We start from the raw sequence: 24,825 nt of genomic DNA on the forward strand, positions 1-24,825 counted from the left end.
TAAGCAGATGTAATTTCTGTATTTGCACACATATGTATATCCTTTTATAGCCCTATTAAAATTATATACTATCTTCTCTGCTGATGAAAGCTTATTAGCCAGCAAGCCTGCTAGGTAATTCTATTCAACAAACAAAAAAAGAGCAAGGGAGTTTTAAATCCCAATGCTCATGAGTTGCATTATTTCCGGTACAAAAACGAACATTCCGATTATAAGGGCAATGATGGCTGCAAACAATACTGCACCTGCTGCAATATCCTTTGCTTGTTTTGCCAATGGATGATATTTCTCTGTTACAAGATCTACAACACGCTCAAGGGCAGTGTTCATCAATTCCATACAGATGACCAGCCCGATTGCAATAGAAAGGAACATCCAGTTTTGTACAGAAATATGAAAAACAAATCCCAACAATATGACAAGCGCTGTAAAACATAAATGTATCCGTAAATTTCTTTCTTTCTTCACAGCCGATATAATGCCAATGAACGCAAGGCGAAAGGAAGATAGCTGACTGTTCTTCTGAATCCTTTTATCTTTGGAGTCCAAATTCATCTAAAATTTCCTTTTGAAGAGTAAACATTACTTCTTCTTCCTCTTTTGTAAGATGATCATATCCTAACAGGTGGAGAAAACCGTGAACAGCTAGAAAACCTAGCTCGCGTGAATAAGTATGACCATATTCCTCTGCTTGCTCCTTTGTCCTGTCGACAGATATGATAATATCGCCGAGCACCCGTGGCATATCCACTCCTACAAGCTCTATTTCCCCTTCTCCAAGCTCTTCCATTGCAAAGGAAATAACATCTGTCGCCTGGTCTTTATTGCGGTATTCTTTATTGATTTCCTGGATGCGGTCATTATCGACAAATGTAACCGAAAGCTCAATATTTCCCGACAAGTTTTGTTTTTGCGCCGCAAACATCAACAATTTCTCTACTAATTCTTGGTCTGCTGCTGCCACCTTTGTAGTTTCATCAATAAAATCTATTTCTAAATTCATATTCAATTCATCCTTTACTTCTTCATGTCGGGATATTCTATTCTTGAATGAAATATCCCTTTTAATGTTTCACAGAGTGTGTTGCGAACCTGTTCTAATTCCTTTAAGGTAAGATCACAATCATCGAGCTGCCCGTCTTGAAGGCGGTCTGCAATAATATTTTTAATCAGGCTTTCAATTTGATCTGGTGTAGGGGAGCTTAGACTTCGTACAGCCGCTTCCACACTATCAGCAATTCCTATGATTGCTGCCTCCCTTGATTGCGCTTTTGGTCCCGGGTAGCGGAAGTCGTCTTCTGCAGCATCAGGATTTTTTTCTTTTGCCTTATAATAAAAGAACTTTAGCAGGGACGTGCCATGATGCTGTTCGGCAATATCAATAATCTCTTTCGGCATTTTTGAGCTTTTTAAAAGCTGCGCTCCATCCGTTGCATGAGCAATAATAATATTTTTGCTGGCAGCAGGCGGAAGACGGTCATGGGGGTTCCCCATATTCATCTGGTTTTCAATAAAAAACTGCGGTCTTTTTGTTTTGCCTATGTCATGATAATAACAGCCAACTCTTGCTAACAAACCATTTGCACCGATTGCTTCACATGCTGCCTCCGCCAAATTAGCAACCATTACACTGTGGTGATACGTTCCCGGAGCTTCAGTCAAAATCTTTCGCAATAACGGATGATTAGGGTTTGAAAGCTCAATCAGCTTCATCGTTGACAGGATGTTAAAGCCAGTTTCAAAAAACGGCAGTATCCCTATTGTCAAAACAGCCGATATAATTCCTGATAGAATGGCACTTAATAGATAAAATCCATATTCTGTTGCTTCAAGCTGACCATTTTGCATATAGAGCATGCCAAGGATTGTAATGATATTAATCAGTGCAACTAGCAAGCCTGCCTGCAAAATATTGGAACGCTGATTATGCTTTTTCAAAAACTGGATGCCTGCAATTCCCCCTGCTAATATATATATTCCAATACCGACATGGAATGCTCCTGCCGTTCCTTCATTGAACATAATCATCCCGCATACTGCTAGGGCAATGGTTACAAAGATTGCTAATTTCTCTTCAATTAAAATTTTTATCAGCATAACAGCCATTGCTGCTGGGAAGAAATAGCCGATTTCAATAATGTCCTCCTGCTGAAACAGGCTGATTGCTTTCATAATGAGAATGGAAATGATGAAAATAATTGAGAACATTAAATCATAGCCTTTAGTCCCCTTGTTTCTTCGGTCAATGCCGGCTATATAAAAGTAAAATAAACAAACAATAGACAGGACGATTAAGCCAAGCCCTAAAAACGGCTTACTCGTGTGTTCTGTATCCAGCAAGCCGACTAAACCAAGCTGACGGTAAACCTCCCTGCTAATAAGCTGTCCTTCTTCTACAAGAATTTGCCCTTGCAGTATTTTAACAGGCTCTACACTGTCTACTGCTTGCTGTCTCAGCTCCTCCGTACCTGTCGGATCATAGAATTCATTTTGGATAATCGCAAATCTTCCTAAGTCAATAACAGCACTTTTTATATCGCTGTTAATGCCGCTGCTGTTCCTCAGCTCGTCTTCCACTCGCTTTTTAGCATTTTCCACATCATCTGCCGGTATTTTGCTGCTCATAACAGAGTTAATCGCGGTGACTGTAATATCCTCTGCAATTTCGAGTTCTTCCTCAGATGAAGCAAGCAGCTCCTTAAGCGTGCTGTCCATAATCTCATTTGTTACATTTGCAGTCAGCTTTTCCTTTAGCAAAGAAAGTTTCTTATCAGGAGTAATACTGCTTGTATTAGTAGCTTTACTGTCTGTTTCTCCACTATCTGCTGCCTTTTCTGCCTCATTGTTCACCTCTGTCACAGAATCGAAAATAGAGGTAATTAAATCAACACGGTTTTGGGCAATTTCTTTATTTACAACGTATACATCTTGCACTTGGTTTTTATTATCTTCTTTTTTCTTTTCCGTGCTTTCCGTATCTTCCACCGTTAAGGGAGAGCGAATCGTCTCGTTGGCGACAGTAAACACATCTACATTTAACTTTTCCGGTTTAACATTGCTGTACATCGAGAAAAACAATACCGCTCCAATAAGCACAAATAGCAAGATCCGAATTGCTGTTTTGTTTAGAAAACGGTTCTTATTATGTATGATTTTTTGAAGAAATCCCATTGTAACCTCCTAACTAACTGACAGATACCTCATGATTATATGTAAAAACTTAAAAATACTTATTAAACCTGATATTTATGTAAAATAATATCAGTTTTTCGCCATGTTTTCATCTTTTTTCTCGATATATCGCTTTACTAGCAGGGTTTAAGCGTAAAAATCCAGTTTTTTTAGCAAAAAATGACTAATATCCCTAGTCTGACCCCTACTTAGACGAAACAAACTATAGGCGCAAAGAAAAAGGCAAACCATGCTTATCTGATTAAGATGGTTTGCCTTTTACACTTACATTAGCTCTCTTGTGCATCGTATGCTCTTATTATTTTCCCAACAAGGGGATGTCTTACTACATCTGTTTCAGACATATAACTGAAGGTTATCCCTGAAACATTATTTAATATATGCTCTGCTGCCACTAAACCGGACTTAACACCCTTCGGCAAATCAATTTGAGTACGGTCACCAGTAATAACCATTTTTGAGCCGAATCCAAGTCTCGTTAGAAACATCTTCATTTGTGCTTGTGTCGTATTTTGGGCCTCGTCCAAAATAACAAACGCATCATCCAATGTTCGTCCCCTCATATATGCGAGCGGAGCAATTTCAATTGTATTTCTCTCAATCAAACGCTGAGTATGCTCCATTCCAAGTACATCATGCAAAGCATCATATAAAGGGCGGAGATACGGGTCGACTTTTTCCTTCAAGTCACCTGGCAAAAAACCAAGACTTTCCCCCGCTTCAACAGCAGGCCTTGTCAGGATGATTCGGTTCACCTTGCCGCTTTTAAGGGCGCTGACCGCCATTACAACAGCTAAATACGTTTTACCCGTACCAGCTGGTCCGATCCCGAAAACTAAGTCATTTTTTTTAATGGAACGGATATATTCACTTTGTCCAATTGTTTTAACCCTGATAGATTTTCCCTTAATTGTTTTCGCAATTTCTTCATCATAAAGTGCTCCAAAATACTCCAAGGTTCCTTTTCTGGCCATTTCAATTGCATAACTGACATCGCGCTGGCTAACGGAAATACCTTTCCGTATTACCTGCAAAAGTTTTTCAACAATGTCTCCAACCAATTCAATGCTGTCTGGGTTTGTAGAGGAAACATGCAAAGTTTCGCCTCTTGTAACAATTTGGCAATCTAATTCCTTTTCGAGGATTTCCAGATTGCGATCCCCTGTTCCAAGCAAGGCTACTGCCTCTTCTGGGCCATTTAATTTTACATTCATTGTCTTTAAATCTTCTGTCATTCCAAGTCTCCTTGAGTTATAGGTTGTACTTCTGCAATATTTTCAATTGTTGTGAAATCTATATTCAGTATTACTTTACCATTCTTTACCGATTGTCGCAAAATTTTTTCTTTCTTAATTTTTCCGTCTTCGCCAATTTCCTTTTGCACATCCTTACGGGCTTTTTCCTTGCCTGCTTTAATGGCTTCTTTTTCCGTATAGCTTCTCGTCACTTCTTCCTTTTCCCTGTATGTCTTATTTGTAACCTTTATTGGCAGTTCCCATTTCAAGAACTTAAGATTTTTTTCGTTGTCCTCTTTTTCATATTCCTTGTACTCTACCTTCCCAAAACCCCAAACAGGAATTTCAAAACCGCCTACTTTAAGGTAATGCTTTTGCTTTTCATTGCCATTAAAAACTTGGAAGGTACTTTCTAAAGGAATTGTCACAGTGGAGCTGTACCAGGTTTCTCCCCATATCTCCCCTCTGGCTGAGACGGTTTTTGTATCTTTATCTTTCCCATATGTTCCGGTTACTAATAATTGACCTTTTTTTACCACATCATGAACGCTGAAAACTTGGTCTCCTTCTTCAATGAAGTAATCTACAATCGTTGCTTTTTTAGCTGCGATAAGATTTTGCGGTTTTTCCTCTTCTACTTTATCAGGCTCATTCTTTTCCACTACTTGAAAGTGGTAAGTTGTCCCTTTTAACTCCACGCCAATCCAGGTGATTGCGTCAATATTATTGGTCAGTTCAGCTTGTATCTCGTCCAATTCTTTTGCGAAAAATTGAAATTCCCCAATTTTAATATCCATTTTATCCAGTTGCTTGCGGATTTGATATTCAGTTGCAGGATTAGCTCCCTTAATCTCAATGCCCCATACCATATTGGAAAGGGTGAGAACTAGTCCTAAGAATAAAAAGACACCAATCGCAAAGCCGCTGTTTTTCAGTATTCTTTTATAAAGAAAGGGAGCTCCAGCGCCACGCTGAAACTCTATTTTGATGCCACTCCCTCTTACAACCTCTCGGAACTTATGGATGCTTTTTAAGCCCATTTGAAACGTGATAGAGTGAGGGCCGTGTTTTTTAACACTCCAGACAGCAATCTTCTTTCTCAGCAGATTATTTAAAAAACGCTCCAGCCCTTTCCCTGTTGCTTTAACTGTTACAATCCCAGTAAAAAATTCTATCCAATGATTTTTCATAGCTTCCTCCCATGTTATTCGTTTATGTACATCACCTGATCTATTTTTCCTTCCAGCAGTATTTCCTCTGGCAAGATCGTCTTTATGACAAAGCCTTTGCCCTTTATTAAAAGCTGTCCCTGTTTTAAGAGCAGCCTTAGCTCTTTGTCTGAAAAAGTCAGCAAACCACGGTGGTTCTCAATATAAATATGGATTTGGCCAATCATTGTGATCCTGGGTAAGTCCATCATGACATCTTGAGGAAGCTCTAGGTTTTTAATCATCCAATTCCGTACCGTATTTCCCCATTTTTTAGCCATAAAAAAAGAACCCCCTTTCATCTCATGTGTATGAGAAAAAGGAAGGTTCTAGCACCTATTTTTTAGGAAAATTCAGCATTGCTGCTAAATATTTTTACTGTTTAATCATTTGCTTCTTGCGGGTTGCAGGATGGGGCCGTTTAGCCCTTGGAGGCCCAATAATTTCCGAAAGAATGACCGCCTCAGCAAGATTTGAACCGTTAAGCAGGTCTTTTGATTCTATTGGCAGAATCTCCTGCTGTTTGTGCTCGTGCTGGCTTCGTGCGATATTTCTTTCCATCAGCTTCAGCTTCTTTTTGAGGGCATCTCTTTCTTTTTTAATGGCATCCAATTCATTCGGCACTGGCACTGTTTCTTTTCTCACAGGTGCTTCCAATGCCTGCTCCACTCTTTTCATTACTTGCTTCTTAATATCAGGCATATTAACAGGCGCGGTTTTCTTCTTCGCCTTTTTGCCATTATCCTCCTGTTTTTCTTTCTCTTTTTGGAATAAGGAGAACAGGAAGCCTACTATCACGATAATAATTGAAATATATTCCAAGAGAGACTACTCCCTTCAGCGTGCCTTACTTTTTATCTTCATCTTTATTTTCATTATTTACTTTGCCGATTGAACCTCTCATTTCCGTATCTGCGGTAATGTTCTGCAAGTTCATATAATCCATAACACCCATATTTCCAGAACGAAGAGCGTCAGACATCGCCATTGGAACTTCTGCTTCTGCCTCGACAACCTTCGCGCGCATTTCCTGAACTTTGGCTTTCATCTCTTGTTCTTGTGCAACAGCCATTGCTCGGCGTTCTTCCGCTTTCGCTTGTGCTATCTTCTTATCAGCTTCTGCCTGTTCTGTCTGTAATTCAGCTCCGATGTTTTTGCCTATATCCACATCCGCAATATCAATCGATAAGATTTCAAACGCTGTTCCAGCATCTAGACCTTTTGACAATACAGTCTGTGAGATCATGTCTGGGTTTTCGAGGACCTTCTTATGATTATTCGATGAACCGATTGTTGAGACAATTCCTTCACCGACACGAGCTACAACTGTTTCTTCTCCAGCTCCCCCTACAAGGCGCTCAATATTTGCGCGAACAGTAATTCTAGCTTTTGCTTTTACTTCAATTCCATCCATTGCTACACCGGCAATAAATGGCGTTTCAATAACTTTCGGGTTAACACTCATCTGTACCGCTTCGAGAACGTCACGGCCAGCCAAATCGATTGCAGCACAGCGTTCAAACGAAAGCTCAATATTTGCCCTGTGTGCAGCTATCAATGCATTGACAACTCTGTCGACATTACCACCAGCCAAGTAATGGCTTTCCAATTGATTGATTGTTACATTAATTCCAGCTTTATGCGCCTTGATTAACGGATTAACAACACGGCTAGGAATTACCCTTCTCAACCTCATCCCAATCAATGTAAATATGCTGATTCTTACACCTGCTGCTAATGCTGAAATCCACAGCATAACTGGGACGAATGTCAACAGGATTCCAAGCAAGATAATTCCAATCACTACTACTGCAACCCAAAAGATTGTCGTTGCGCTTAATGCTTCCATTAATTTTCCTCCTTGTGCAGATCAATATCGGTGAATTCTCTAACGACAATTCTTGATCCTTCTGCTTTTACAATTTTAACTTTTACATCTTTTCCAATAAAGTTACCTTCACTGACCACATCAATTCGTTCGTCTCCAATAACAACCGTTCCTGAAGGACGAAGCGCAGTCATTGTTATACCTGTCTTGCCAACAAGATCATTTCTTGTTTTATTGGAAACATATCCTTCTTCCGTACTCGTAGAGTCTCTCAGCACAATTTTTTTGAAGAATTTCATTTTTCTACCAAACACCTTTACTAAAAGAATAGTGGCGATAATCGATACAGCTATCGCAATACAAATGCTAATGGCAATATGATAAGCATTCCCTCCGGCAAGAAAGATACTGCCTATAATTGCAACAATGCCCAATGTTCCAGCTATTCCGCCGACTATAAAGAACTCCAGCAGAACAAGAAGTATCCCTACAGCAAACAGAATGATTGTTTCATATCCTGCAAGCCCTGAAACAAGGTGGCCATAGAAGAACAAAAGCAGGGAAGAGATTCCCACAAAGCCAGGAACACCAAAACCTGGAGAAAACAACTCAAATATCAAACCAAGACTGCCAATTGATAACAAAATCGGAATAATGAGCGGATTTGTCACAAAGCGTGCCACTTTGTCGGCAAAGCTTTCATCCATTCTTTCGACTTTTGCATTTTCCATGCCCAGCTCACCAAGCAGTTCATCCAAATTAGAGACTGTTCCATTTGAATAATCAACGTGAAGACTTTCTGCAGCTGTCAATGTAAGAAACTCATTCTCATCATCACCGAGCTCTGGTATGGCAATCGATTTATCAGCCATAGCCATCGCATAACGAGGGTCTTTGCCCCCTTTTTCAGCGGCTCCTCTCATCGCAGACAGCCAGTATGATTGCGCTTTTTCGCCGGCAGTGTTTCCTTGTCCATCTATGATACCAGCTGCCCCGAATCTTCCGCCCTCATCCATATAAATCATATCTGTATTTAAGGCAATATAAGAGCCTGCAGAGATAGCATCCTGATTGATATATGTGACTGTCTTTATCTTTGTTTCAGAAATCGTCTTTCCGATCGCAGCAGCTGCATCAACTGCTCCCCCAGGTGTATCCATGTCAAAGATAATAACGTCTGCCTTTTTTTCTTCTGCCGTTTTGATCCCCCTGTCGATAAACTCACTCAGGCCTTTTTCCACTGTATTCTTTATTGGAATGATATAGACTAATGATTGGTCGTTAGCAAAACTGACTACAGGAAAAAAGGATAATAATAAACTAAAAAGAAAAGGCAAAATCAATATTTTTTTCCTATTCAAGTTCCTCCTCCTTTCCTGAACATCGTGGCTATAGTAAATATACGATTAACTTTTAAAAAAGTTTCATACATTTATTATTATTATAGACTTCTTCATAACTTTCCAACACAATGTAAAAAGGCTGCAGTCTGAGACTGCAGCCTTTAAAACAATTTCATTTATGAAAGGTGTTGTTGTACAAGTTTATTTACTAGTGAACCATCTGCTTTACCTTTAACCTTTGGCATTAAAGCAGCCATCACTTTTCCCATATCTTTCTTTGAAGAAGCTCCAGTTTCTGCAATTACAGAAGTAACGATTTCTGTTAACTCCTCTTCTGAAAGCTGTTCAGGCATATATATTTCAACATGCTTTAACTCCGCACGTACTTTGTCAACAAGATCTTGGCGACCTGCTTTTTCAAACTCATGGAGGGAGTCCTTGCGTTGTTTCACTTCGCGAGAAAGGACAGTTAACTCATCCTCTTCAGAAAGATCTCCGCCAATCTTAATGCTTTCATTTTGAATGGCAGCTTTCAGCATTCTGATATTAGTGAGTTTATCTTTATCTTTGTTTTTCATCGCTTGCTTCATATCATTGTTTAAGCGTTCGAGAAGACTCAATTAATACACCCTCTCTTAGAACTTACGTTTTCTTGCTGCTTCTGATTTCTTCTTACGTTTAACACTAGGCTTTTCATAGAATTCGCGCTTTCTAGCTTCCTGCAAAGTACCAGTTTTTGATACTGAACGTTTGAAGCGACGAAGAGCATCTTCAAGCGATTCGTTTTTACGAACGACGGTTTTAGACATTCTCTTTCCCTCCCTCCGAAACACAACACACTAACATCAACATGGATTCCATGTACCTTGACATTATAATATATCAAGGAAGCAAGGTCAACTGTATTTAGCCTTGTACCGAAAATTGTTTTCATTTTTTTTGTGATTTCTAAACAAGTATCCCTCATTGTCCATCCTCACACTTATATATTACCACAAAATAGAACTTTAAATCTTGTATATTTCTATCATTTTGCATTTTTAGCATGTCCATTTCCTTTCTTTCATATATTTTTTTGAAGGAGTGAACATTCATGCTTTATATTGGACTATTTATCATCATGATATTGTTATTTATTTATGGAATGACGTTGCTGCGGACAGGCCTTTTCAACCTCTCTTCCCATTCACTTAAAGCCTTATTAGAGAAGCTTACCAATAAGCCTTGGAAGGGCATGGTTGCTGCAATAATCATCACTGCTGTCCTGCAAAGCAGCTCTGCTGTTATGGTGCTGACAATCGGATTAATTGCTGCACGGGTATTGACCTTTCCTCAGTCAATCGGCATCATTCTCGGAACAAATATCGGCACGACCTTTACGACGGAATTTATCACCTATGATATTAGTGACTTTTTGCTTCCATTAGCAATAATCGGAGCTGTTTTCATACTAGTCAACAAACATAAACTAAGAAGTATCGGGTTTGTATTATTCGGGATAGCGATTGTCTTTACGGCAATGAAAGGATTTAAACATTTTGCGTCCATCATTCAAGACAACCCTTTTATGCAGACCTTCCTCGCTCATTTATCTGACCGGATTATTTTGGCTTTAGCTGTCGGAATTCTCCTGACAGCATTAATTCAGTCAAGCACCGCAACAATCGGAATTATCATGGGCTTTTTGACTGCTGATATGCTGAGTATTGAAGCCGGAATTGCAATTATGCTTGGCTCTAATATCGGCACCTGTATAACCTCCTATCTTGCATCTATCGGTGCCGAAAAGCAGGCAAAGCTTTGTGCATATGCTCATATTTGGCTTAATGTCGGCGGGGTGCTTCTGTTCTACCCGTTCATTGGCCAATTAACAGATGCTGTGGAATATATGACGAGTGCTAAGGACGTTCAGCTTGCACATGCAAGCCTTTTATTCAATGTGCTGTCCTCTATCCTTGTCCTGCCGTTTGCTGAACAGTTCGGGAAATGGATTATGAAGCTGCATAAGGTTTAGACGCAATAAAAAAAGGATGGACCCTAATGGGTACCATCCTTCTTCTTAGTAGTCGCTGTTGCTTGTTAGTCCGTTAACAATCGCAACACCAGAACTTGCGCCAATGCGAGTAGCTCCAGCAGCAATCATTTTCTCCGTATCTTCACTGCTTCTTACACCACCGGAAGCCTTAACACCGATATCTGGTCCAACTGTTTTTCTCATAAGAGCAATATCTTCAACCGTTGCTCCACCTGTTGAAAATCCAGTAGATGTTTTCACAAAGTCAGTTCCTGCTTCGACTGCTAAAACACATGCTTTTTCTTTCTCTTCATCAGTCAGCAGACTAGTTTCAATAATTACCTTTGTAAGTGCTTTGCCTTTTGCTGCATCCACTACTGCTTTAATGTCTTCTTTCACAAGGTCATAGTTCTTGTCTTTAAGTGCACCAATATTAATAACCATATCAACTTCCGTTGCTCCATTTTCAATAGCATTCGTTGTTTCAAACGCTTTTGTTGCAGAAGTAGTTGCGCCTAATGGGAAACCGATAACAGTGCACACTTTTACTTCCGTGCCTGCCAATAGCTCACTAGCATATTGAACCCAAGTTGGGTTTACGCATACTGAAGCAAAGCTGTATTGTTTTGCTTCCTCACATAATGTTTTAACCTGTTCTTTTGTTGCGTCTGCTTTCAATAAAGTGTGATCGATCATTTTTGCAATTTGGCTGCTCATCATTAATGGCTCCTTTTACATGGTATGTATGATTTTTGTCATTAGAAAAGCATCGCTTCAGATGCTTTTCCACTCTTTGAAACTGTTGTACTGCTGCTAATTATACAATCGCTTTTTCTGTTTCTGTATATTCTTCCAATAATCGGACGAATTGACCTTCGTTAACTGGATAGCCTGCTTTAGTAATTTTCACTTTTACGATTTGGCCAACCATCTCTTCTGTTGCCGGAAATACTACTTTCAGATAGTTATCTGTATAGCCGACATACAAATCGCCGTTTCCAGATTCCTTATATACTTCCTCTGGAATCACTTCCACGACTTCGCCTTCGTAATTAGAAGCATATTCTTTAGCAAGCTGGTCTGAAAGGGCAATCAGTCGATGAACTCGTTCGTTTTTCACATCTTCATCAATCTGGTCTTCCATTCTAGCTGCAGGAGTACCCGTTCTTTTTGAGTAAGGGAAAACATGAAGCTCAGAAAACTTATGCTCTTTAATGAAGTTGTAAGTTTCCATAAATTCTTCTTCTGTCTCTCCTGGGAAGCCGACAATTACATCAGATGTGACAGCGAGACCAGGAAGCGCCTCTTTAAGACGAGTGATTCTTTCTGCGAAGAACTCCATTGTATACTTTCTTCTCATTCTCTTCAATACAGTATCAGAACCGGATTGAATAGGAATATGAAGATGATTTACAATTATTTTCGAATCATTAAGAACCTCAATGACCTCGTCCGTAATTTGGCTTGCTTCAATGGAAGAGATACGAAGTCTCTTTAATCCTTTTACTTGTGATTCTAAATCACGAAGCAATCTTGCAAGATTATAGTCTTTCATATCCTCGCCGTAACCGCCTGTGTGGATACCTGTAAGAACAATCTCCTTATAGCCTGCATGTACAAGCTGTTGAGCTTGTCTGATTACTTCCTGCGGATCTCTTGAGCGCATTAAACCTCTAGCCCATGGGATGATACAGAATGTGCAGAAATTATTACAGCCCTCTTGGATTTTCAAAGATGCTCTCGTTCTGTCCGTGAAAGCTGGAACGTCTAATTCCTCATACACTCTGTTTTTCATAATATTGCCGACTGCATTAATCGGCTGGCGTTCTTCTTTATATTGCGTGATGTAATCAAGCATTTTCACACGATCCTGTGTTCCAACAACGATATCTACACCAGGAATAGCCATGATTTCTGCCGGCGATGTTTGCGCATAGCAACCAGTAACACAAATGACTGCGTCGGGATTTTTGCGAACAGCCCGTCTGATTACTTGACGACTTTTTTTGTCTCCTGTGTTTGTAACCGTACATGTATTAATGACATAAACGTCAGACATGTTCTCATAATCTACTCTTTCGTATCCTTGCTCTTTAAATAATTGCCATATAGCTTCTGTTTCATAATGATTTACTTTACAACCTAATGTGTGAAAAGCAACTGTTGGCATTATATTTCACCTCATCCATTCATTAATTCAAAATGATAGGAAACAGCGGAAAGCAAATACAATGGTGCTGTTTCCGTCCTTAATATTCTTGGTCCGAGTCCACAGGCAATAAAGCCGTTGTCTGTCAGAAGCTCGACTTCCGTATCTGTAAGGCCGCCTTCTGGGCCAAATACAGCAAGAATCGACTGCCCCTTCTTCATAGAGGAAAGCGCTCTCGCTAGATTAGCTGATTCTAAAGCCTTAGCTTCTTCCTCATAGGCAATGATTAATACATCATAATCAGCGGCCATCTTTATTAACTCTTTTGGCGAAACCGGGGCTATTACATTGGGAATCGCAGCGCGGTGTGACTGTTCTGCCGCTTCTTTTGCAATCTTGTTCCAGCGGCTGATTTTTTTATCGGACTTTTTTGCGTCCCATTTAACAATCGAGCGAGATGCAATAAAAGGGATAAACTCGTGCGCACCTAATTCTGTGCCTTTTTGGATAATCCATTCTAGCTTATCCCCTTTTGGCAGGCCGCTTACTATTGTTACCTTGACAGGGAGTTCAATGTCTTCCTCTACCCATTGTATCACCTTTGCCACTACTTCGTTTTCGGTAATATTTTCAATTTTACAGCGGGCGGTTTGCTGATTTGAATTGACACAATAGATTTCTTCATCAGGCTTCATGCGCATGACCCTTGTAATATGATGGAAGTCATCTTCTTTTATTAGGAATGTGTCCTCTACATTTTCCGCAAAATAACGTTGCAATGCATAAAACCTGCCTTTACATATAATCAGGAATAATTTGACAAAGCACTACTTAAGCATTATAAGCATGCTAAAAGAAGTTTGCAGTGTATCAAACAAACTTCTTTTTTACCTTACTTTCCTTTTTTCGCTGTGATGCTGATCCAATCTTCCATTTGAACCGTTTCAACAATTTCAAGACCTGATGCTATAATCGCTGCTTTCACTTCTTCTTTTTTCTGAAGAATGATTCCTGATGCGATAAAATAGCCATCCTGTTTTAATAAACGGTAAACATCATCCGTAAAGCGGACTATCACCTCAGCAAGGATGTTCGCCACAATGACGTCTGCCTCCTCGCTGATACCGTCAAGCAAATTATTCTGCTGAACATGAGCCGTTTCATGCACTTTGTTCAGTTTAAGATTAAGTTTTGCTGACTGAACAGCCACTTCGTCTAAATCAAGGGCAAGAACAGATTTAGCTTTAAGCATAGCTGCTGCAATGCTCAGAACACCTGAACCTGTGCCGACATCAATGACAGCATCCCCTTTTTTTACTATTCTCTCCAAAGCCTGGATACATAATACAGTCGTTGGATGTGTCCCCGTACCAAATGCCATGCCTGGATCCAATTCAATGATTAGTTCATCACTGTGAACTGGTGAATAATCTTCCCAAGTTGGCACAATAGTGAATTTCTCCGAAATCTTAACAGGATGGTAATATTTCTTCCATGCTGTTGCCCATTCTTCTTCATTCACTTCCATAATGGAAACTTTATTTAAACCAATATCAATATTAAAAAGGATCAAATTATTGATTGCCTCTTTAATTTCCTCTACCGTTTCTCCCAAAAAGCTGTTGATGGGAAGATAAGCTTTTACCAATACGCCTTCTTCTGGATAATCGTCAGGATTGAGTTGGTAGATTTCGCCAAAACGGTCTTCTCTTTCTTTAATCAAATCGAAGGGATCTTCAATTACCACCCCGCTTGCACCTGCTTCATGCAATATGTTTGAAATAGGTTCAATCGCTTCATTTGTTGTATGAATTGTGATTTCAGACCATTTCATTTTCTACCAACTCCAATCAATCTTTATTCACCTTTAAAGGCTCTTTTAACTTTTGAAAAAAAGCTTTCTTCTTCTTCCCCTTGAGGAGCATTTCCTGTTACCTCTGCAAATTCCTGCAGCAATTGTTTCTGTTTATCGGATAGTTTTGTCGGCGTAATCAAGCGGACAATAACATGCTGATCCCCTGTACCGTAGCCGCGCACATTGGCAATACCTTTACCTTTTAGACGGAATTTCGTTCCTGTCTGTGTTCCTGCCGGCACTTTCAATTTCACTTTGCCGTGCAGTGTTGGTACTTCCACTTCATCACCAAGGGCTGCTTGTGCAAACGTAATAGGCATTTCGCAGTATACGTCCTCACCATCACGCTCAAAGAACTCATGTGTTCTAACATGGAACACCACATATAAGTCCCCTGCAGGTCCGCCATTAACGCCTGGTTCCCCTTGGCCGCTGACGCGAAGCTGTTGACCGTCATCAATTCCAGCAGGAATTTTCACTTTAATCTTACGGCGTTTTTTCACTTTACCTGTTCCGCCGCATGTTCCGCATTTATGTTTAATTTCTTTACCAGTACCATTACAATGCTGACAAGTTCTTCTGTTAACAATTTTTCCGAATGGCGTATTTTGCTCCACATTCAATTGCCCTGTACCACTGCAATGTTTACATGTTACAGGTTTTGTTCCAGGCTTAGCACCTGTTCCGCTGCATGTTTCACAAGTTTCCTCACGCGGAATTTCAATTTCTGTTTCTTTTCCAAAAGCTGCTTCCTCAAAGGACAGAGTCATTGTGTACTGCAGGTCTGCTCCTTGTCTTGGTGCATTCGGATCACGTCGGCGTCCGCCGCCGCCAAAGAAACTGCTGAAAATATCTTCAAAGCCAAAGCCGCCGAAGTCTCCAGCTCCACCACCAAAGCCTTGGTTAGGATCTGTGTGGCCAAATTGATCATAATGGGCACGTTTTTGATCATCGCTAAGTACTTCATACGCTTCTTTTACTTCTTTAAACTGATCATCTGCTCCCGGGTCTTTATTAATATCCGGATGATACTTTTTTGACAGCTTACGATATGCTTTTTTGATTTCATCCTTGGAAGCCGTTTTTGCAACTCCAAGGACTTCGTAGTAATCTCGCTTATCCATTTATGATTGCCACTCCCCGATTCTTTTCACATAGATGATATTGTATCATTTTGCATTTCTAATGTACAATAGTTTATTCTAAACGATTAAAAAAAGCCTTTACTTTTATAGGTTAGAAAGGAACGCTAAAAATTAGCTCTCATAAAGAAAAAGCCAAAGCCAAGGATAACCTGACTTTGACTTTTCGAAAATTAGTGCTTATTTGTTGTCGTCATTAACCTCTTCGAATTCTGCATCAACTGCATCATCGTTTTTGCCAGCAGATTGACCTTCAGCACCTTGTGCTGCTTGTGCTTGTTTAGCTGCTTCTTCATAAAGCTTTGCAGAAAGGTTTTGAACGATTTCTTGAAGCGCATCTTTTTTCGCACGAATTTCTTCTAATTCGTTTTTCTCGATTGCTTCTTTAAGCGCATCTTTCGCTTCGTTCGCTTTTGCAACTTCGCTTTCGTCCACTTTGCCTTCCAAGTCTTTTAGTGTTTTTTCTGTTGTGAACACTAATTGGTCAGCTTCATTGCGCAATTCTACTTCTTCTTTGCGCTTTTTATCAGCTTCTGCGTTTTCTTCTGCTTCTCTAACCATTTTATCGATTTCTTCATCAGATAATCCTGTTGAAGACTTGATTGTGATAGTTTGCTCTTTGTTTGTTCCAAGATCTTTCGCACGAACATTCACAATACCGTTTTTATCGATATCGAAGCTAACTTCGATTTGTGGAATTCCACGTGGTGCTGGCGGAATGTCAGTCAATTGGAATCTACCTAATGTCTTGTTATCTGCAGACATTGGGCGCTCCCCTTGAAGAACATGAATGTCAACAGCTGTTTGGCTGTCAGCAGCAGTAGAGAACACTTGTGATTTAGATGTCGGAATTGTTGTATTGCGTTCAATAAGCTTTGTGAATACGCCGCCCATTGTCTCAATTCCCAATGAAAGTGGTGTTACGTCAAGAAGAACTACGTCTTTAACATCACCAGTGATAACTCCACCTTGAATAGCTGCACCCATTGCAACTACTTCATCAGGGTTAACGCCTTTATGCGGCTCTTTACCGATTTCTTTTTTGATTGCTTCTTGTACAGCAGGAATACGAGTAGAACCACCGACAAGAATTACTTTATCGATTTCAGAAGCGCTTAAACCAGCATCTTTCAACGCTTGACGAGTAGGACCCATCGTGCGTTCAACTAGATCAGAAGAAATTTCTTCGAATTTAGCGCGGGACAATGTTACTTCCAGGTGAAGCGGTCCAGCTTCACCAGCAGTGATGAATGGAAGCGAAATTTGTGTAGATGCTACACCAGACAGATCTTTTTTCGCTTTTTCTGCTGCGTCTTTCAAACGTTGAAGCGCCATTTTATCCTTGCTTAAGTCAATTCCGTTTTCTTTTTTGAATTGATCTACTAGATAGTCAATAATTACTTGGTCAAAGTCATCTCCGCCAAGACGGTTGTCACCAGCTGTAGATTTAACTTCGAATACGCCGTCACCCAATTCAAGGATGGAAACGTCGAAAGTACCGCCACCAAGATCGTATACTAGGATTGTTTGATCTTCATCTGTTTTGTCTAGACCATATGCAAGTGCTGCTGCAGTAGGCTCGTTAATGATACGCTCTACTTCAAGTCCAGCGATTTTACCTGCATCTTTGGTTGCTTGACGCTCAGCATCGTTGAAATAAGCAGGAACTGTGATAACAGCTTTTGTTACCTTTTCACCAAGATACTCTTCTGCATAGCCTTTCAAGTATTGAAGGATAATCGCAGAAACTTCTTGAGGTGAATAGTTTTTGCCTTCAACTTCCACTTTATAGTCTGTCCCCATATGACGTTTGATGGACATGATTGTGTTAGGGTTTGTAATAGATTGGCGCTTTGCCACTTCCCCAACTTGACGCTCTCCATTTTTAAATGCAACTACGGATGGAGCAGTGCGGTTACCTTCTGGATTCGGGATAACTTTTGGTTCTCCGCCTTCCAATACAGCAACACATGAGTTTGTTGTACCTAAATCGATTCCAATAATTTTACTCATGGAAAAATTCCCTCCAATTCATTTATGTAGACCTTACTGGCTAACCTTAACCATGGCTGGTCTGATTACTCTGTCTTTTAATTTGTAGCCTTTTTGGAACTCTTCTACTACAATATTAGGTTCTGTATCTTCCACTTCTACTTGCATTACTGCTTGATGAAGATGAGGATCAAATTCAGTTCCGACAGACTTGATTGTTTCAACACCCTCTTTTTCAAGTGCATCCAACAATCCTCTGTAAACCATTTCCATGCCTGTATATAGGCTTTTCGCTTGTTCTTCTGTTGCTTCTACCTTCAAAGCTCTCTCAAAGTTATCGATAGCTGGTAGCAAATCCAAAACTAGGCTTTGTGCTCTATATGTTTGCGCCGCTTCCATATCAAGCTTCGCTCTGCGGCGGGAATTATCAAAGTCTGCTTGCAGACGCAAATATCGGTTTGTTTCACTCTCTATTTTCGCCTCTAGCTCAGCAATTTTAGCATTTGCTGCTTCGAGATCCTCAGCAAATGAGTTTGTGTTTTGAGCATCAGCAGTTGTTTCATCTTGCTGAACTTCTTCAAAGACCGCTTCCGTATTCTCTTCAGCATTGTCCTCTTGAATCTCTTCATTCATTGTTGTTTTATCTTCTGCCAACTTGTTCACCTCCCTCAAATGAATTAAATCTTTGTAAATAGTCTTCACAGTGAACTATTATACATAATCAACTTATATAAAGCTTCCAATAACTATCATTTTTTTTAAATGGTTTCCCTACTACCGTTTATCACTGATAATAGGGAGTTACTACATATTAACTATATCCTTCGCTGCTAGTTTTGATACAGCTTTGTCAACACTTTTGTGAGATCATGCGCCATCAGATTTAGCAGGCTGACTACCCGTGAATATTCCATTCTCGTTGGTCCCAATATGGCAATGGACCCTAGCTGCTTTTCCCCTAATGCATAAGAAGCGGAAATAACACTGCAATTATCCATTGCGGTAATATTGTTTTCTGTCCCAATCTTAATGTTGATGTCTGTTGTGTTATTACGGATTAAGTCATGGATGCCTTCCTCTTTTTCAATCATATTGAGCAAATCGCGAATTTTGCTGACATCATGAAATTCCGGCTGACTCAGCATATTCGTCTTGCCGCCGAAGAAAAGCTTCTCATGTGTGTCGATTTTAACAGCATCATAGATTGAATTCAAAAACAAATCATAATGGTTAATATGACGTTTTAAGAGTGTGGCAACTTCCTTATATATTTTGTTGTGCAGCTTCTCAAGAGAGACTCCTGCGAGCCTTTCATTAAGAATATTCACAAGCTTTTCAATTTCGTTTGCATCTGTCGATTCCGGCAAATGAAACATTTTATTTTCGACATGCCCAGTATCTGTGATGATAATGGCAATGGCTGTCTGGGCATTTAATGGCACAATCTGAATTCTTTTCAGTTTGTTTTCCTTTACAGCTGGCCCCAGCACTATTGTCGTATAGTTCGTTAACTCTGAGAGTATTTTTGCTGATTTTTGGACGATGTTCTCCAACTCATAAATCTTCTCAGCAAAAACAGAATTCAGTGTTAACACCTCTTCTTTACGAAGCTTTTGCGGCAATAATAAGTGATCGACATAAAATCGATAGCCCTTTTCGCTTGGAATTCGTCCAGATGAAGAATGGGTCTTTTCCAGATATCCCGATTCCTCCAAATCCGCCATTTCATTTCTAATCGTGGCAGAGCTAAAGGATATTTCCGGTTTTTTCGACAAGCTTCTAGAACCAACCGGCTGAGCAGATGCTATAAAATCATCAATAATCACTTGCAATATCAATAATTGACGATCTGTTAACACATTCATCACCTCTGTTAGCACTCATTAGCACCGAGTGCTAATTCTACTTATAAATTATCAAATAAAAGGGGAGTGTGTCAATAATTTGGTTTTTATTTCGCAAAAGAAATTCTTTCCTAATTAAACAGACAACCTCCCCCTATTTTAGGAGGAGGTATTGTTAAAGAATTCCGATGAAAGATTGAAATACTTCATTTCCTAAAAAACGGCCATTATATGTGAGTTTTAAATTCCCATCCTCAATGGAAATTAATCCTCTTTCCAATAATTTCTCCAGTTCAGCAGCAAACAGCGTCTCAATGTCTTGCTTATACTTTTCCTTAAACACAGCGAGACTGACGCCACTGTTTTTTCTCAGCCCTAAAAACAGCTCCTCTTCCATCATTTCTGCTAAAGTAACCTGATGATTGTCGAGAAGAGGCAGACTTCCTGCAGCCAAAGGCTCCATGTATTTTTTTAATGGGCCAAAGTTAGAGCGGCGGTAGCCATTAACGTAACCATGTGCACCTGCACCAAATCCGTAATATTCTTCATTATTCCAATACGTTATGTTATGGATGCTTTCATAGCCCTCTTTTGCGAAATTACTAATTTCATACTGCTTGTAACCATGCTGTGCCATCTCCTCCATAAGCAGGCGGTACATGCTTGCTTCTGCATCTTCACCAGGTGTAAGCAGTTTGCCCTTGCGGAGAAGATTATAAAATACTGTCTTTGGCTCAATGATCAGCGAATAACCAGAAAAATGCTGGATATCTAAAGTAAAGGCCTGCTTTAAGGTAGCGGCAAAATCGTCTAATGTCTGACCTGGCAGACTGTACATTAAATCGATGCTAATATTGTCAAACCCGATCTTTTTGGCAGCCTCTACCGATGTGAAGACATCTTTAGCTCTGTGCGTTCTGCCTATCCTCTGCAATAGGTCATCATTAAATGATTGCACACCGAAGCTCAAGCGGTTGACTCCACCTTCATACAAGGCTTTCAGTTTATCTGGTGACAAGTCTCCAGGGTTTGCCTCAAATGTATATTCAGCATTTTCTGCTAAGTGCAGATTTTCACTGATAATCGCACATAACCTCTCCAGCTGCTTAGCATTAAGGCTTGTTGGTGTTCCGCCTCCGACAAAAACGGTTTTAAGCGGGGCATTATTTTTACTTGCCGTCAGCTTTATTTCCTGTTCCAGTGCATCCAAATATTCGTCCACAGGCTGGCCTTTTAAAAACACTTTATTAAAATCACAATAATGACATATATGTTCACAAAATGGGATATGGATATATGCTGCTTTAATCAATATGTCACAGTCCTTTCTCTTTGCAAAAAATAAGAAAAGAGGTTAGCACTGCTCTAAAGCTGCAGCCTAACCCCGATTTTAGCTCATTAATTATTTTTCGTCGTGTTATTGTCATCCATGCGCAGTACAGCCATGAACGCCTCTTGCGGTACTTCTACGGAACCGACTTGCTTCATCCGCTTCTTACCTTCTTTTTGCTTTTCAAGCAATTTACGTTTACGGGAAATGTCACCGCCATAACATTTTGCCAATACGTTTTTACGCATAGCTTTAATCGTTGAACGGGCAACAATCTTTTGGCCGACAGCAGCTTGGATAGGCACTTCAAACTGTTGCCGCGGAATAAGTTCCTTCAGCTTTTCAACAATGATTTTTCCTCGTTCATAAGCAAAGTCCTTATGGACAATAAAGCTTAATGCATCGACTTTTTCTGCGTTAAGGAGAATATCCATTTTTACAAGCGTCGACGTTTTATAGCCGATTAGCTCATAATCAAAGGATGCATAGCCTCTTGTATTTGATTTCAGCTGATCAAAGAAATCATATACAATTTCAGACAGCGGAATTTCATAAATTATTTTAACGCGCGTCTCGTCCATATATTGCATATCAATGAACACACCGCGTTTTAGCTGGCAAAGCTCCATGATTGCACCGACATATTCGTTTGGCGCCATCATTGTTGCTTTTACATACGGTTCTTCAATATGATCAATTTTTTGCGGATCTGGCATTGCCGATGGGTTATCCACCTTCAATTCCGTTCCGTCTGTCATAATTACATCATAAATAACACTTGGAGCTGTCGTGATTAAATCGATTTTGAACTCTCTTTCAATTCTCTCTTGAATAATTTCCATGTGCAGAAGTCCTAAGAAACCACAGCGGAAACCAAACCCTAACGCCTGCGACGTCTCTGGTTCAAATTGAAGGGCAGAATCGTTCAGCTCTAATTTTTCTAATGCTTCGCGAAGGTCATTAAATTTCGCACTGTCGATTGGATACAATCCGCAATATACCATCGGATTCAGCTTGCGGTATCCAGGCAGCGCTTCTACCGCTCCGTTCTTCGCACTTGTAATTGTGTCCCCGACACGTGTATCGCCAACGTTTTTAATTGCTGCTGTAAGGTATCCAACATCACCAACAGACAGCTGATCTGTATTGACAGCCTTTGGCGTGAATACACCGACCTCAATTACTTCAAACTCTTTGCCTGTTGCCATCATTTTAATCTTATCCCCAGGTTTAACTGTACCTTCGACCACACGAATATAAGTAACAACACCTCTATAAGCATCATAAAGGCTGTCAAAAATAAGCGCTTTAAGCGGCGCTTCCGGATCTCCTTGAGGAGCAGGAACCTTTTCAACCACTTGTTCAAGGATATCTTCAATTCCAATACCAGCTTTCGCAGAAGCTAGGACTGCTTCAGAAGCGTCTAATCCAATAACATCTTCAATTTCATTGCGGACACGTTCTGGATCTGCACTTGGCAAATCAATTTTGTTAATAACAGGAACGATCTCCAAGTCATTGTCAATTGCTAAATATACATTCGCAAGTGTTTGTGCTTCAATTCCTTGAGCAGCATCGACAACTAGCACAGCTCCTTCACAAGCTGCTAAACTGCGGGATACTTCATAGGTGAAATCGACATGTCCCGGTGTGTCAATCAAGTGCAGTGTATAAATTTCACCGTCTTTTGCTTTATATTTAAGCTGGACAGAATTCAGCTTGATTGTAATTCCGCGCTCTCTTTCTAAATCCATCGAATCAAGGAGCTGGTCCTTCATTTCACGGGCTGTCAGCGCATTTGTCTTTTCTAATATTCTATCTGCTAAGGTAGATTTTCCATGATCAATATGAGCGATGATGGAAAAATTACGGATTTTTGATTGTCTTTTAAGCATTTCTTCTCTGTTCATCTAGTTCACTCCTACAATAATCGCGCATATACACTATTTCTGATTATAGCAGTGTGATGGGTAAGATTCAATGAAATTATCTGCAAGAAAAAGCATTCATAGACACTTTGTCAGCATTCAATGGATTTTTCGCACCTGCTATTATGGCTGTTCACCGCTGTCTTGGCCCTTATTCATAAAACCGCCCACCAAATCAACCCCTTTTTGCGCAAGGGAAGAAACACCGTCAGCGACGCCCTTCCCAATCCCTGAAAGAAGATTAAAGGTTTTCATCTCCTCCATCTGCTCTTTCTTCTTTTGCAGATCATGGCTTGTTACATCCGTCCCTAGTATCGACGCCTCTAACCCGCCCTGCTCATTGCTGATTGATAGTGCACTGTTAAAGTTTTTATCTTCATATCCTTTCAAGCTTAGGATCCCCCCATTTGCCTGCTGCATGCCGAATAACACACACGCAAACATTAATAGCGCAATCCCAACTGCCCGCAAAGTAAACATCTTCACGTATTAACACCTCTTTCTAAAACGCAAGTTTAGCCGCCGTTCACACTTTCTGCTTTCCAATAGTACTCACTGAAAGCATCAGCTAACGCCTTCGATGTTCGATTTAATTCTTCAAATGTATTATCAACACCGCCGATTTCGACCAACATGCTGTTCTCTGATAAATCCTGATTAAATTTTCCGTTTGTATAAGCACCTTTTTTTAGAATGACTCCTCGAGACAGAGATTTATATTTTTTCTTTAAAATAGAGTGGAGCTCTTCAGCGAGCTGCTGATTTTTTTCAAAATTATTATTGTTTCCGCCGATGACGAAGGCGATTTTCGCATAATCTTTTCCGTCTATTGTCGTCGTTGTGTTTTTTCGTCTCTGGGAATCACGGTGCACATCTATTAGGTAGCTTAAATCCTTATTGTCAGTCATCGCCGCTGTTACTACTTCTCTTGAACCTTGATAGGATTGAGTATAAGTCCAGCCTTTTTTATCTAGCAGTTTTTGAATATCCTGTTTTTCGACTGTTGTGCCAATCCCCTTCATTTCCAGTTCTTCCTTGATGACATCCCCTAATTTTGTAATGTTAATTTTAGAATGCTGAGCTAAGTTAGGATCTGTGACTCCTTTGAGGTACGGCAAAAATGATTCTCGGTTATGGGAAAAGTATAGATAGACAATTTTCTTGTCGCCAGTTGTAGGAGCGGCCGCAGGTTTTTGTTTCTCTTGCTCTTCCAGTCTTTTAATTTCATCTGTCCGCTGCAATGCCGCTTCTTTTCCAGCCTCAATAAATGGCTGAGGAGGTGCTGATTCTAGAGGCAGGTTCGTATAATTGGTTCCATCCCCAGCTACTAGTATTTCACTGTCATATAAGGAAAAGGCGGGAAGCTCTCTTCCTAATAAACTGCGGGGATCATCCAAATTTATATTTGTTGCTAGTTTTATAAACACTTGGCTGAAGCTTGTATTTTTCTGTTCTTCTGACAGTACGGACAAAAAGTGATGATTTTCTGCACCAAGCAGAGAATAAAAGAAGCTCCCATCTATTTCGCTAGGCGATTTCTCAAGTAAGGTTGAACTCATATTCATTTCCTGCTTTACAGAAGAAATAGCAATTACTGAAATGAAAATTAAAATAAAAAGGATAAATAATACTGGCAGGATGTTCAGCGCATTAGCATTCCATATATAAACTTCTGGTTTTTTTCGTAGTGGTTTCATATTCACCTCTCCTAGCAAGTCTATTAATAACTATGTAAATGCTAGGAGAGATAGAACTAGTAATTTAA

At 40.0% G+C, this 24,825-nt stretch carries 24 protein-coding genes; 1 reads left to right on the plus strand and 23 read right to left on the minus strand.

Going from position 1 to position 24,825, the window contains the following annotated elements; genetic code table 11:
- Nucleotides 1-153: 153 nt before the first annotated feature.
- The 11 genes from L8T27_RS13530 to rpsU form a co-directional block, all read right to left on the minus strand.
- A complete protein-coding gene (locus tag L8T27_RS13530; RefSeq protein WP_237941718.1) occupies nt 154-555 on the minus strand; it encodes a diacylglycerol kinase family protein in 402 nt (133 codons plus the stop codon).
- Nucleotides 533-1,003 (minus strand): rRNA maturation RNase YbeY, encoded by a 471-nt coding sequence (gene ybeY / locus L8T27_RS13535; protein ID WP_237941719.1) that lies wholly within the window; start codon nt 1,001-1,003, stop codon nt 533-535. The genes L8T27_RS13530 and ybeY overlap by 23 nt, the downstream gene beginning before the upstream one ends.
- A gap of 14 nt (nt 1,004-1,017) precedes the next feature.
- Complete coding sequence (locus tag L8T27_RS13540) at nt 1,018-3,171, minus strand: HD family phosphohydrolase (RefSeq protein WP_237941720.1); 2,154 nt, start codon at nt 3,169-3,171, stop codon at nt 1,018-1,020.
- Nucleotides 3,172-3,461: 290 nt separating this feature from the next.
- Entirely contained in the window at nt 3,462-4,427 is a 966-nt protein-coding gene (locus tag L8T27_RS13545; RefSeq protein ID WP_233313116.1) for a PhoH family protein, read from the minus strand.
- On the minus strand, nt 4,424-5,617 hold the full coding sequence (gene yqfD / locus L8T27_RS13550) for a sporulation protein YqfD (RefSeq protein WP_237941721.1): 1,194 nt from the start codon (nt 5,615-5,617) through the stop codon (nt 4,424-4,426). The genes L8T27_RS13545 and yqfD overlap by 4 nt, the downstream gene beginning before the upstream one ends.
- Before the next feature lie 14 nt (nt 5,618-5,631).
- Nucleotides 5,632-5,916, minus strand: coding sequence for a sporulation protein YqfC (yqfC, locus tag L8T27_RS13555; protein WP_233313114.1), 285 nt, complete (start codon nt 5,914-5,916; stop codon nt 5,632-5,634).
- A gap of 94 nt (nt 5,917-6,010) precedes the next feature.
- Nucleotides 6,011-6,457, minus strand: a complete 447-nt coding sequence (locus L8T27_RS13560) for a hypothetical protein (protein ID WP_233313113.1) — start codon at nt 6,455-6,457, stop codon at nt 6,011-6,013.
- Nucleotides 6,458-6,482: 25 nt separating this feature from the next.
- Nucleotides 6,483-7,484, minus strand: coding sequence for a flotillin-like protein FloA (gene floA, locus L8T27_RS13565; protein ID WP_233313112.1), 1,002 nt, complete (start codon nt 7,482-7,484; stop codon nt 6,483-6,485).
- A complete protein-coding gene (locus L8T27_RS13570; RefSeq protein ID WP_237941722.1) occupies nt 7,484-8,824 on the minus strand; it encodes an NfeD family protein in 1,341 nt (446 codons plus the stop codon). The genes floA and L8T27_RS13570 overlap by 1 nt, the downstream gene beginning before the upstream one ends.
- A 158-nt stretch (nt 8,825-8,982) precedes the next feature.
- Entirely contained in the window at nt 8,983-9,426 is a 444-nt protein-coding gene (locus L8T27_RS13575; protein ID WP_233313110.1) for a GatB/YqeY domain-containing protein, read from the minus strand.
- A 15-nt stretch (nt 9,427-9,441) separates the two neighbouring features.
- A complete protein-coding gene (gene rpsU / locus L8T27_RS13580) occupies nt 9,442-9,615 on the minus strand; it encodes a 30S ribosomal protein S21 (protein ID WP_003152957.1) in 174 nt (57 codons plus the stop codon).
- A gap of 284 nt (nt 9,616-9,899) precedes the next feature.
- Here rpsU and L8T27_RS13585 point away from each other — a divergent pair, with 284 nt between their 5' ends.
- Nucleotides 9,900-10,820, plus strand: coding sequence for a Na/Pi symporter (locus L8T27_RS13585; RefSeq protein ID WP_233313109.1), 921 nt, complete (start codon nt 9,900-9,902; stop codon nt 10,818-10,820).
- A gap of 45 nt (nt 10,821-10,865) precedes the next feature.
- Here the strand turns inward: L8T27_RS13585 and deoC are convergent, their stop codons facing one another.
- The 12 genes from deoC to spoIIP all read right to left on the minus strand — a co-directional run bounded on the left by deoC (nt 10,866) and on the right by spoIIP (nt 24,757).
- Complete coding sequence (gene deoC / locus L8T27_RS13590; RefSeq protein WP_233314702.1) at nt 10,866-11,537, minus strand: deoxyribose-phosphate aldolase; 672 nt, start codon at nt 11,535-11,537, stop codon at nt 10,866-10,868.
- Between the two features lie 100 nt (nt 11,538-11,637).
- Nucleotides 11,638-12,990, minus strand: coding sequence for a tRNA (N(6)-L-threonylcarbamoyladenosine(37)-C(2))-methylthiotransferase MtaB (gene mtaB, locus L8T27_RS13595; protein ID WP_233313108.1), 1,353 nt, complete (start codon nt 12,988-12,990; stop codon nt 11,638-11,640).
- An 11-nt stretch (nt 12,991-13,001) separates the two neighbouring features.
- On the minus strand, nt 13,002-13,748 hold the full coding sequence (locus L8T27_RS13600) for a 16S rRNA (uracil(1498)-N(3))-methyltransferase (RefSeq protein ID WP_233313107.1): 747 nt from the start codon (nt 13,746-13,748) through the stop codon (nt 13,002-13,004).
- 113 nt (nt 13,749-13,861) lie between these two features.
- Complete coding sequence (gene prmA, locus L8T27_RS13605) at nt 13,862-14,803, minus strand: 50S ribosomal protein L11 methyltransferase (protein WP_233313106.1); 942 nt, start codon at nt 14,801-14,803, stop codon at nt 13,862-13,864.
- Between the two features lie 23 nt (nt 14,804-14,826).
- Nucleotides 14,827-15,948, minus strand: coding sequence for a molecular chaperone DnaJ (dnaJ, locus tag L8T27_RS13610; protein ID WP_233313105.1), 1,122 nt, complete (start codon nt 15,946-15,948; stop codon nt 14,827-14,829).
- Between the two features lie 198 nt (nt 15,949-16,146).
- Nucleotides 16,147-17,979 (minus strand): molecular chaperone DnaK, encoded by a 1,833-nt coding sequence (gene dnaK, locus L8T27_RS13615; RefSeq protein WP_233313104.1) that lies wholly within the window; start codon nt 17,977-17,979, stop codon nt 16,147-16,149.
- Between the two features lie 33 nt (nt 17,980-18,012).
- Nucleotides 18,013-18,612 carry a nucleotide exchange factor GrpE gene (gene grpE / locus L8T27_RS13620; protein WP_396953785.1) on the minus strand — a complete coding sequence of 200 codons (600 nt, stop codon included), beginning with the start codon at nt 18,610-18,612 and terminating at the stop codon, nt 18,013-18,015.
- Between the two features lie 176 nt (nt 18,613-18,788).
- Complete coding sequence (hrcA, locus tag L8T27_RS13625; RefSeq protein WP_233313103.1) at nt 18,789-19,817, minus strand: heat-inducible transcriptional repressor HrcA; 1,029 nt, start codon at nt 19,815-19,817, stop codon at nt 18,789-18,791.
- Between the two features lie 160 nt (nt 19,818-19,977).
- Nucleotides 19,978-21,114 (minus strand): radical SAM family heme chaperone HemW, encoded by a 1,137-nt coding sequence (hemW, locus tag L8T27_RS13630; RefSeq protein WP_233313102.1) that lies wholly within the window; start codon nt 21,112-21,114, stop codon nt 19,978-19,980.
- Between the two features lie 86 nt (nt 21,115-21,200).
- A complete protein-coding gene (lepA, locus tag L8T27_RS13635; RefSeq protein ID WP_237941723.1) occupies nt 21,201-23,042 on the minus strand; it encodes a translation elongation factor 4 in 1,842 nt (613 codons plus the stop codon).
- A 141-nt stretch (nt 23,043-23,183) separates the two neighbouring features.
- Nucleotides 23,184-23,540 (minus strand): DUF3679 domain-containing protein, encoded by a 357-nt coding sequence (locus L8T27_RS13640; protein WP_233314700.1) that lies wholly within the window; start codon nt 23,538-23,540, stop codon nt 23,184-23,186.
- Between the two features lie 35 nt (nt 23,541-23,575).
- Nucleotides 23,576-24,757 carry a stage II sporulation protein P gene (spoIIP, locus tag L8T27_RS13645; RefSeq protein ID WP_237941724.1) on the minus strand — a complete coding sequence of 394 codons (1,182 nt, stop codon included), beginning with the start codon at nt 24,755-24,757 and terminating at the stop codon, nt 23,576-23,578.
- Between the last annotated feature and the right edge of the window lie 68 nt (nt 24,758-24,825).

Origin of the sequence: Niallia sp. Man26, assembly GCF_022049065.2 — a bacterium.
In the GTDB taxonomy this organism is placed as follows: domain Bacteria; phylum Bacillota; class Bacilli; order Bacillales; family Cytobacillaceae; genus Niallia.

Coding starts and splice junctions, on each gene's coding strand:
- ybeY (WP_237941719.1), bottom strand. CDS start 1,003: ATGAATTTAGAAATAGATTTTATTGATGAAACTACAAAGGTGGCAGCA.
- L8T27_RS13585 (WP_233313109.1), top strand. CDS start 9,900: ATGCTTTATATTGGACTATTTATCATCATGATATTGTTATTTATTTAT.
- dnaK (WP_233313104.1), bottom strand. CDS start 17,979: ATGAGTAAAATTATTGGAATCGATTTAGGTACAACAAACTCATGTGTT.
- yqfC (WP_233313114.1), bottom strand. CDS start 5,916: ATGGCTAAAAAATGGGGAAATACGGTACGGAATTGGATGATTAAAAAC.
- L8T27_RS13540 (WP_237941720.1), bottom strand. CDS start 3,171: ATGGGATTTCTTCAAAAAATCATACATAATAAGAACCGTTTTCTAAAC.
- prmA (WP_233313106.1), bottom strand. CDS start 14,803: ATGAAATGGTCTGAAATCACAATTCATACAACAAATGAAGCGATTGAA.
- lepA (WP_237941723.1), bottom strand. CDS start 23,042: ATGAACAGAGAAGAAATGCTTAAAAGACAATCAAAAATCCGTAATTTT.
- dnaJ (WP_233313105.1), bottom strand. CDS start 15,948: ATGGATAAGCGAGATTACTACGAAGTCCTTGGAGTTGCAAAAACGGCT.
- rpsU (WP_003152957.1), bottom strand. CDS start 9,615: ATGTCTAAAACCGTCGTTCGTAAAAACGAATCGCTTGAAGATGCTCTT.
- L8T27_RS13640 (WP_233314700.1), bottom strand. CDS start 23,540: ATGTTTACTTTGCGGGCAGTTGGGATTGCGCTATTAATGTTTGCGTGT.
- floA (WP_233313112.1), bottom strand. CDS start 7,484: ATGGAAGCATTAAGCGCAACGACAATCTTTTGGGTTGCAGTAGTAGTG.
- L8T27_RS13545 (WP_233313116.1), bottom strand. CDS start 4,427: ATGACAGAAGATTTAAAGACAATGAATGTAAAATTAAATGGCCCAGAA.
- mtaB (WP_233313108.1), bottom strand. CDS start 12,990: ATGCCAACAGTTGCTTTTCACACATTAGGTTGTAAAGTAAATCATTAT.
- L8T27_RS13530 (WP_237941718.1), bottom strand. CDS start 555: ATGAATTTGGACTCCAAAGATAAAAGGATTCAGAAGAACAGTCAGCTA.
- spoIIP (WP_237941724.1), bottom strand. CDS start 24,757: ATGAAACCACTACGAAAAAAACCAGAAGTTTATATATGGAATGCTAAT.
- yqfD (WP_237941721.1), bottom strand. CDS start 5,617: ATGAAAAATCATTGGATAGAATTTTTTACTGGGATTGTAACAGTTAAA.
- deoC (WP_233314702.1), bottom strand. CDS start 11,537: ATGAGCAGCCAAATTGCAAAAATGATCGATCACACTTTATTGAAAGCA.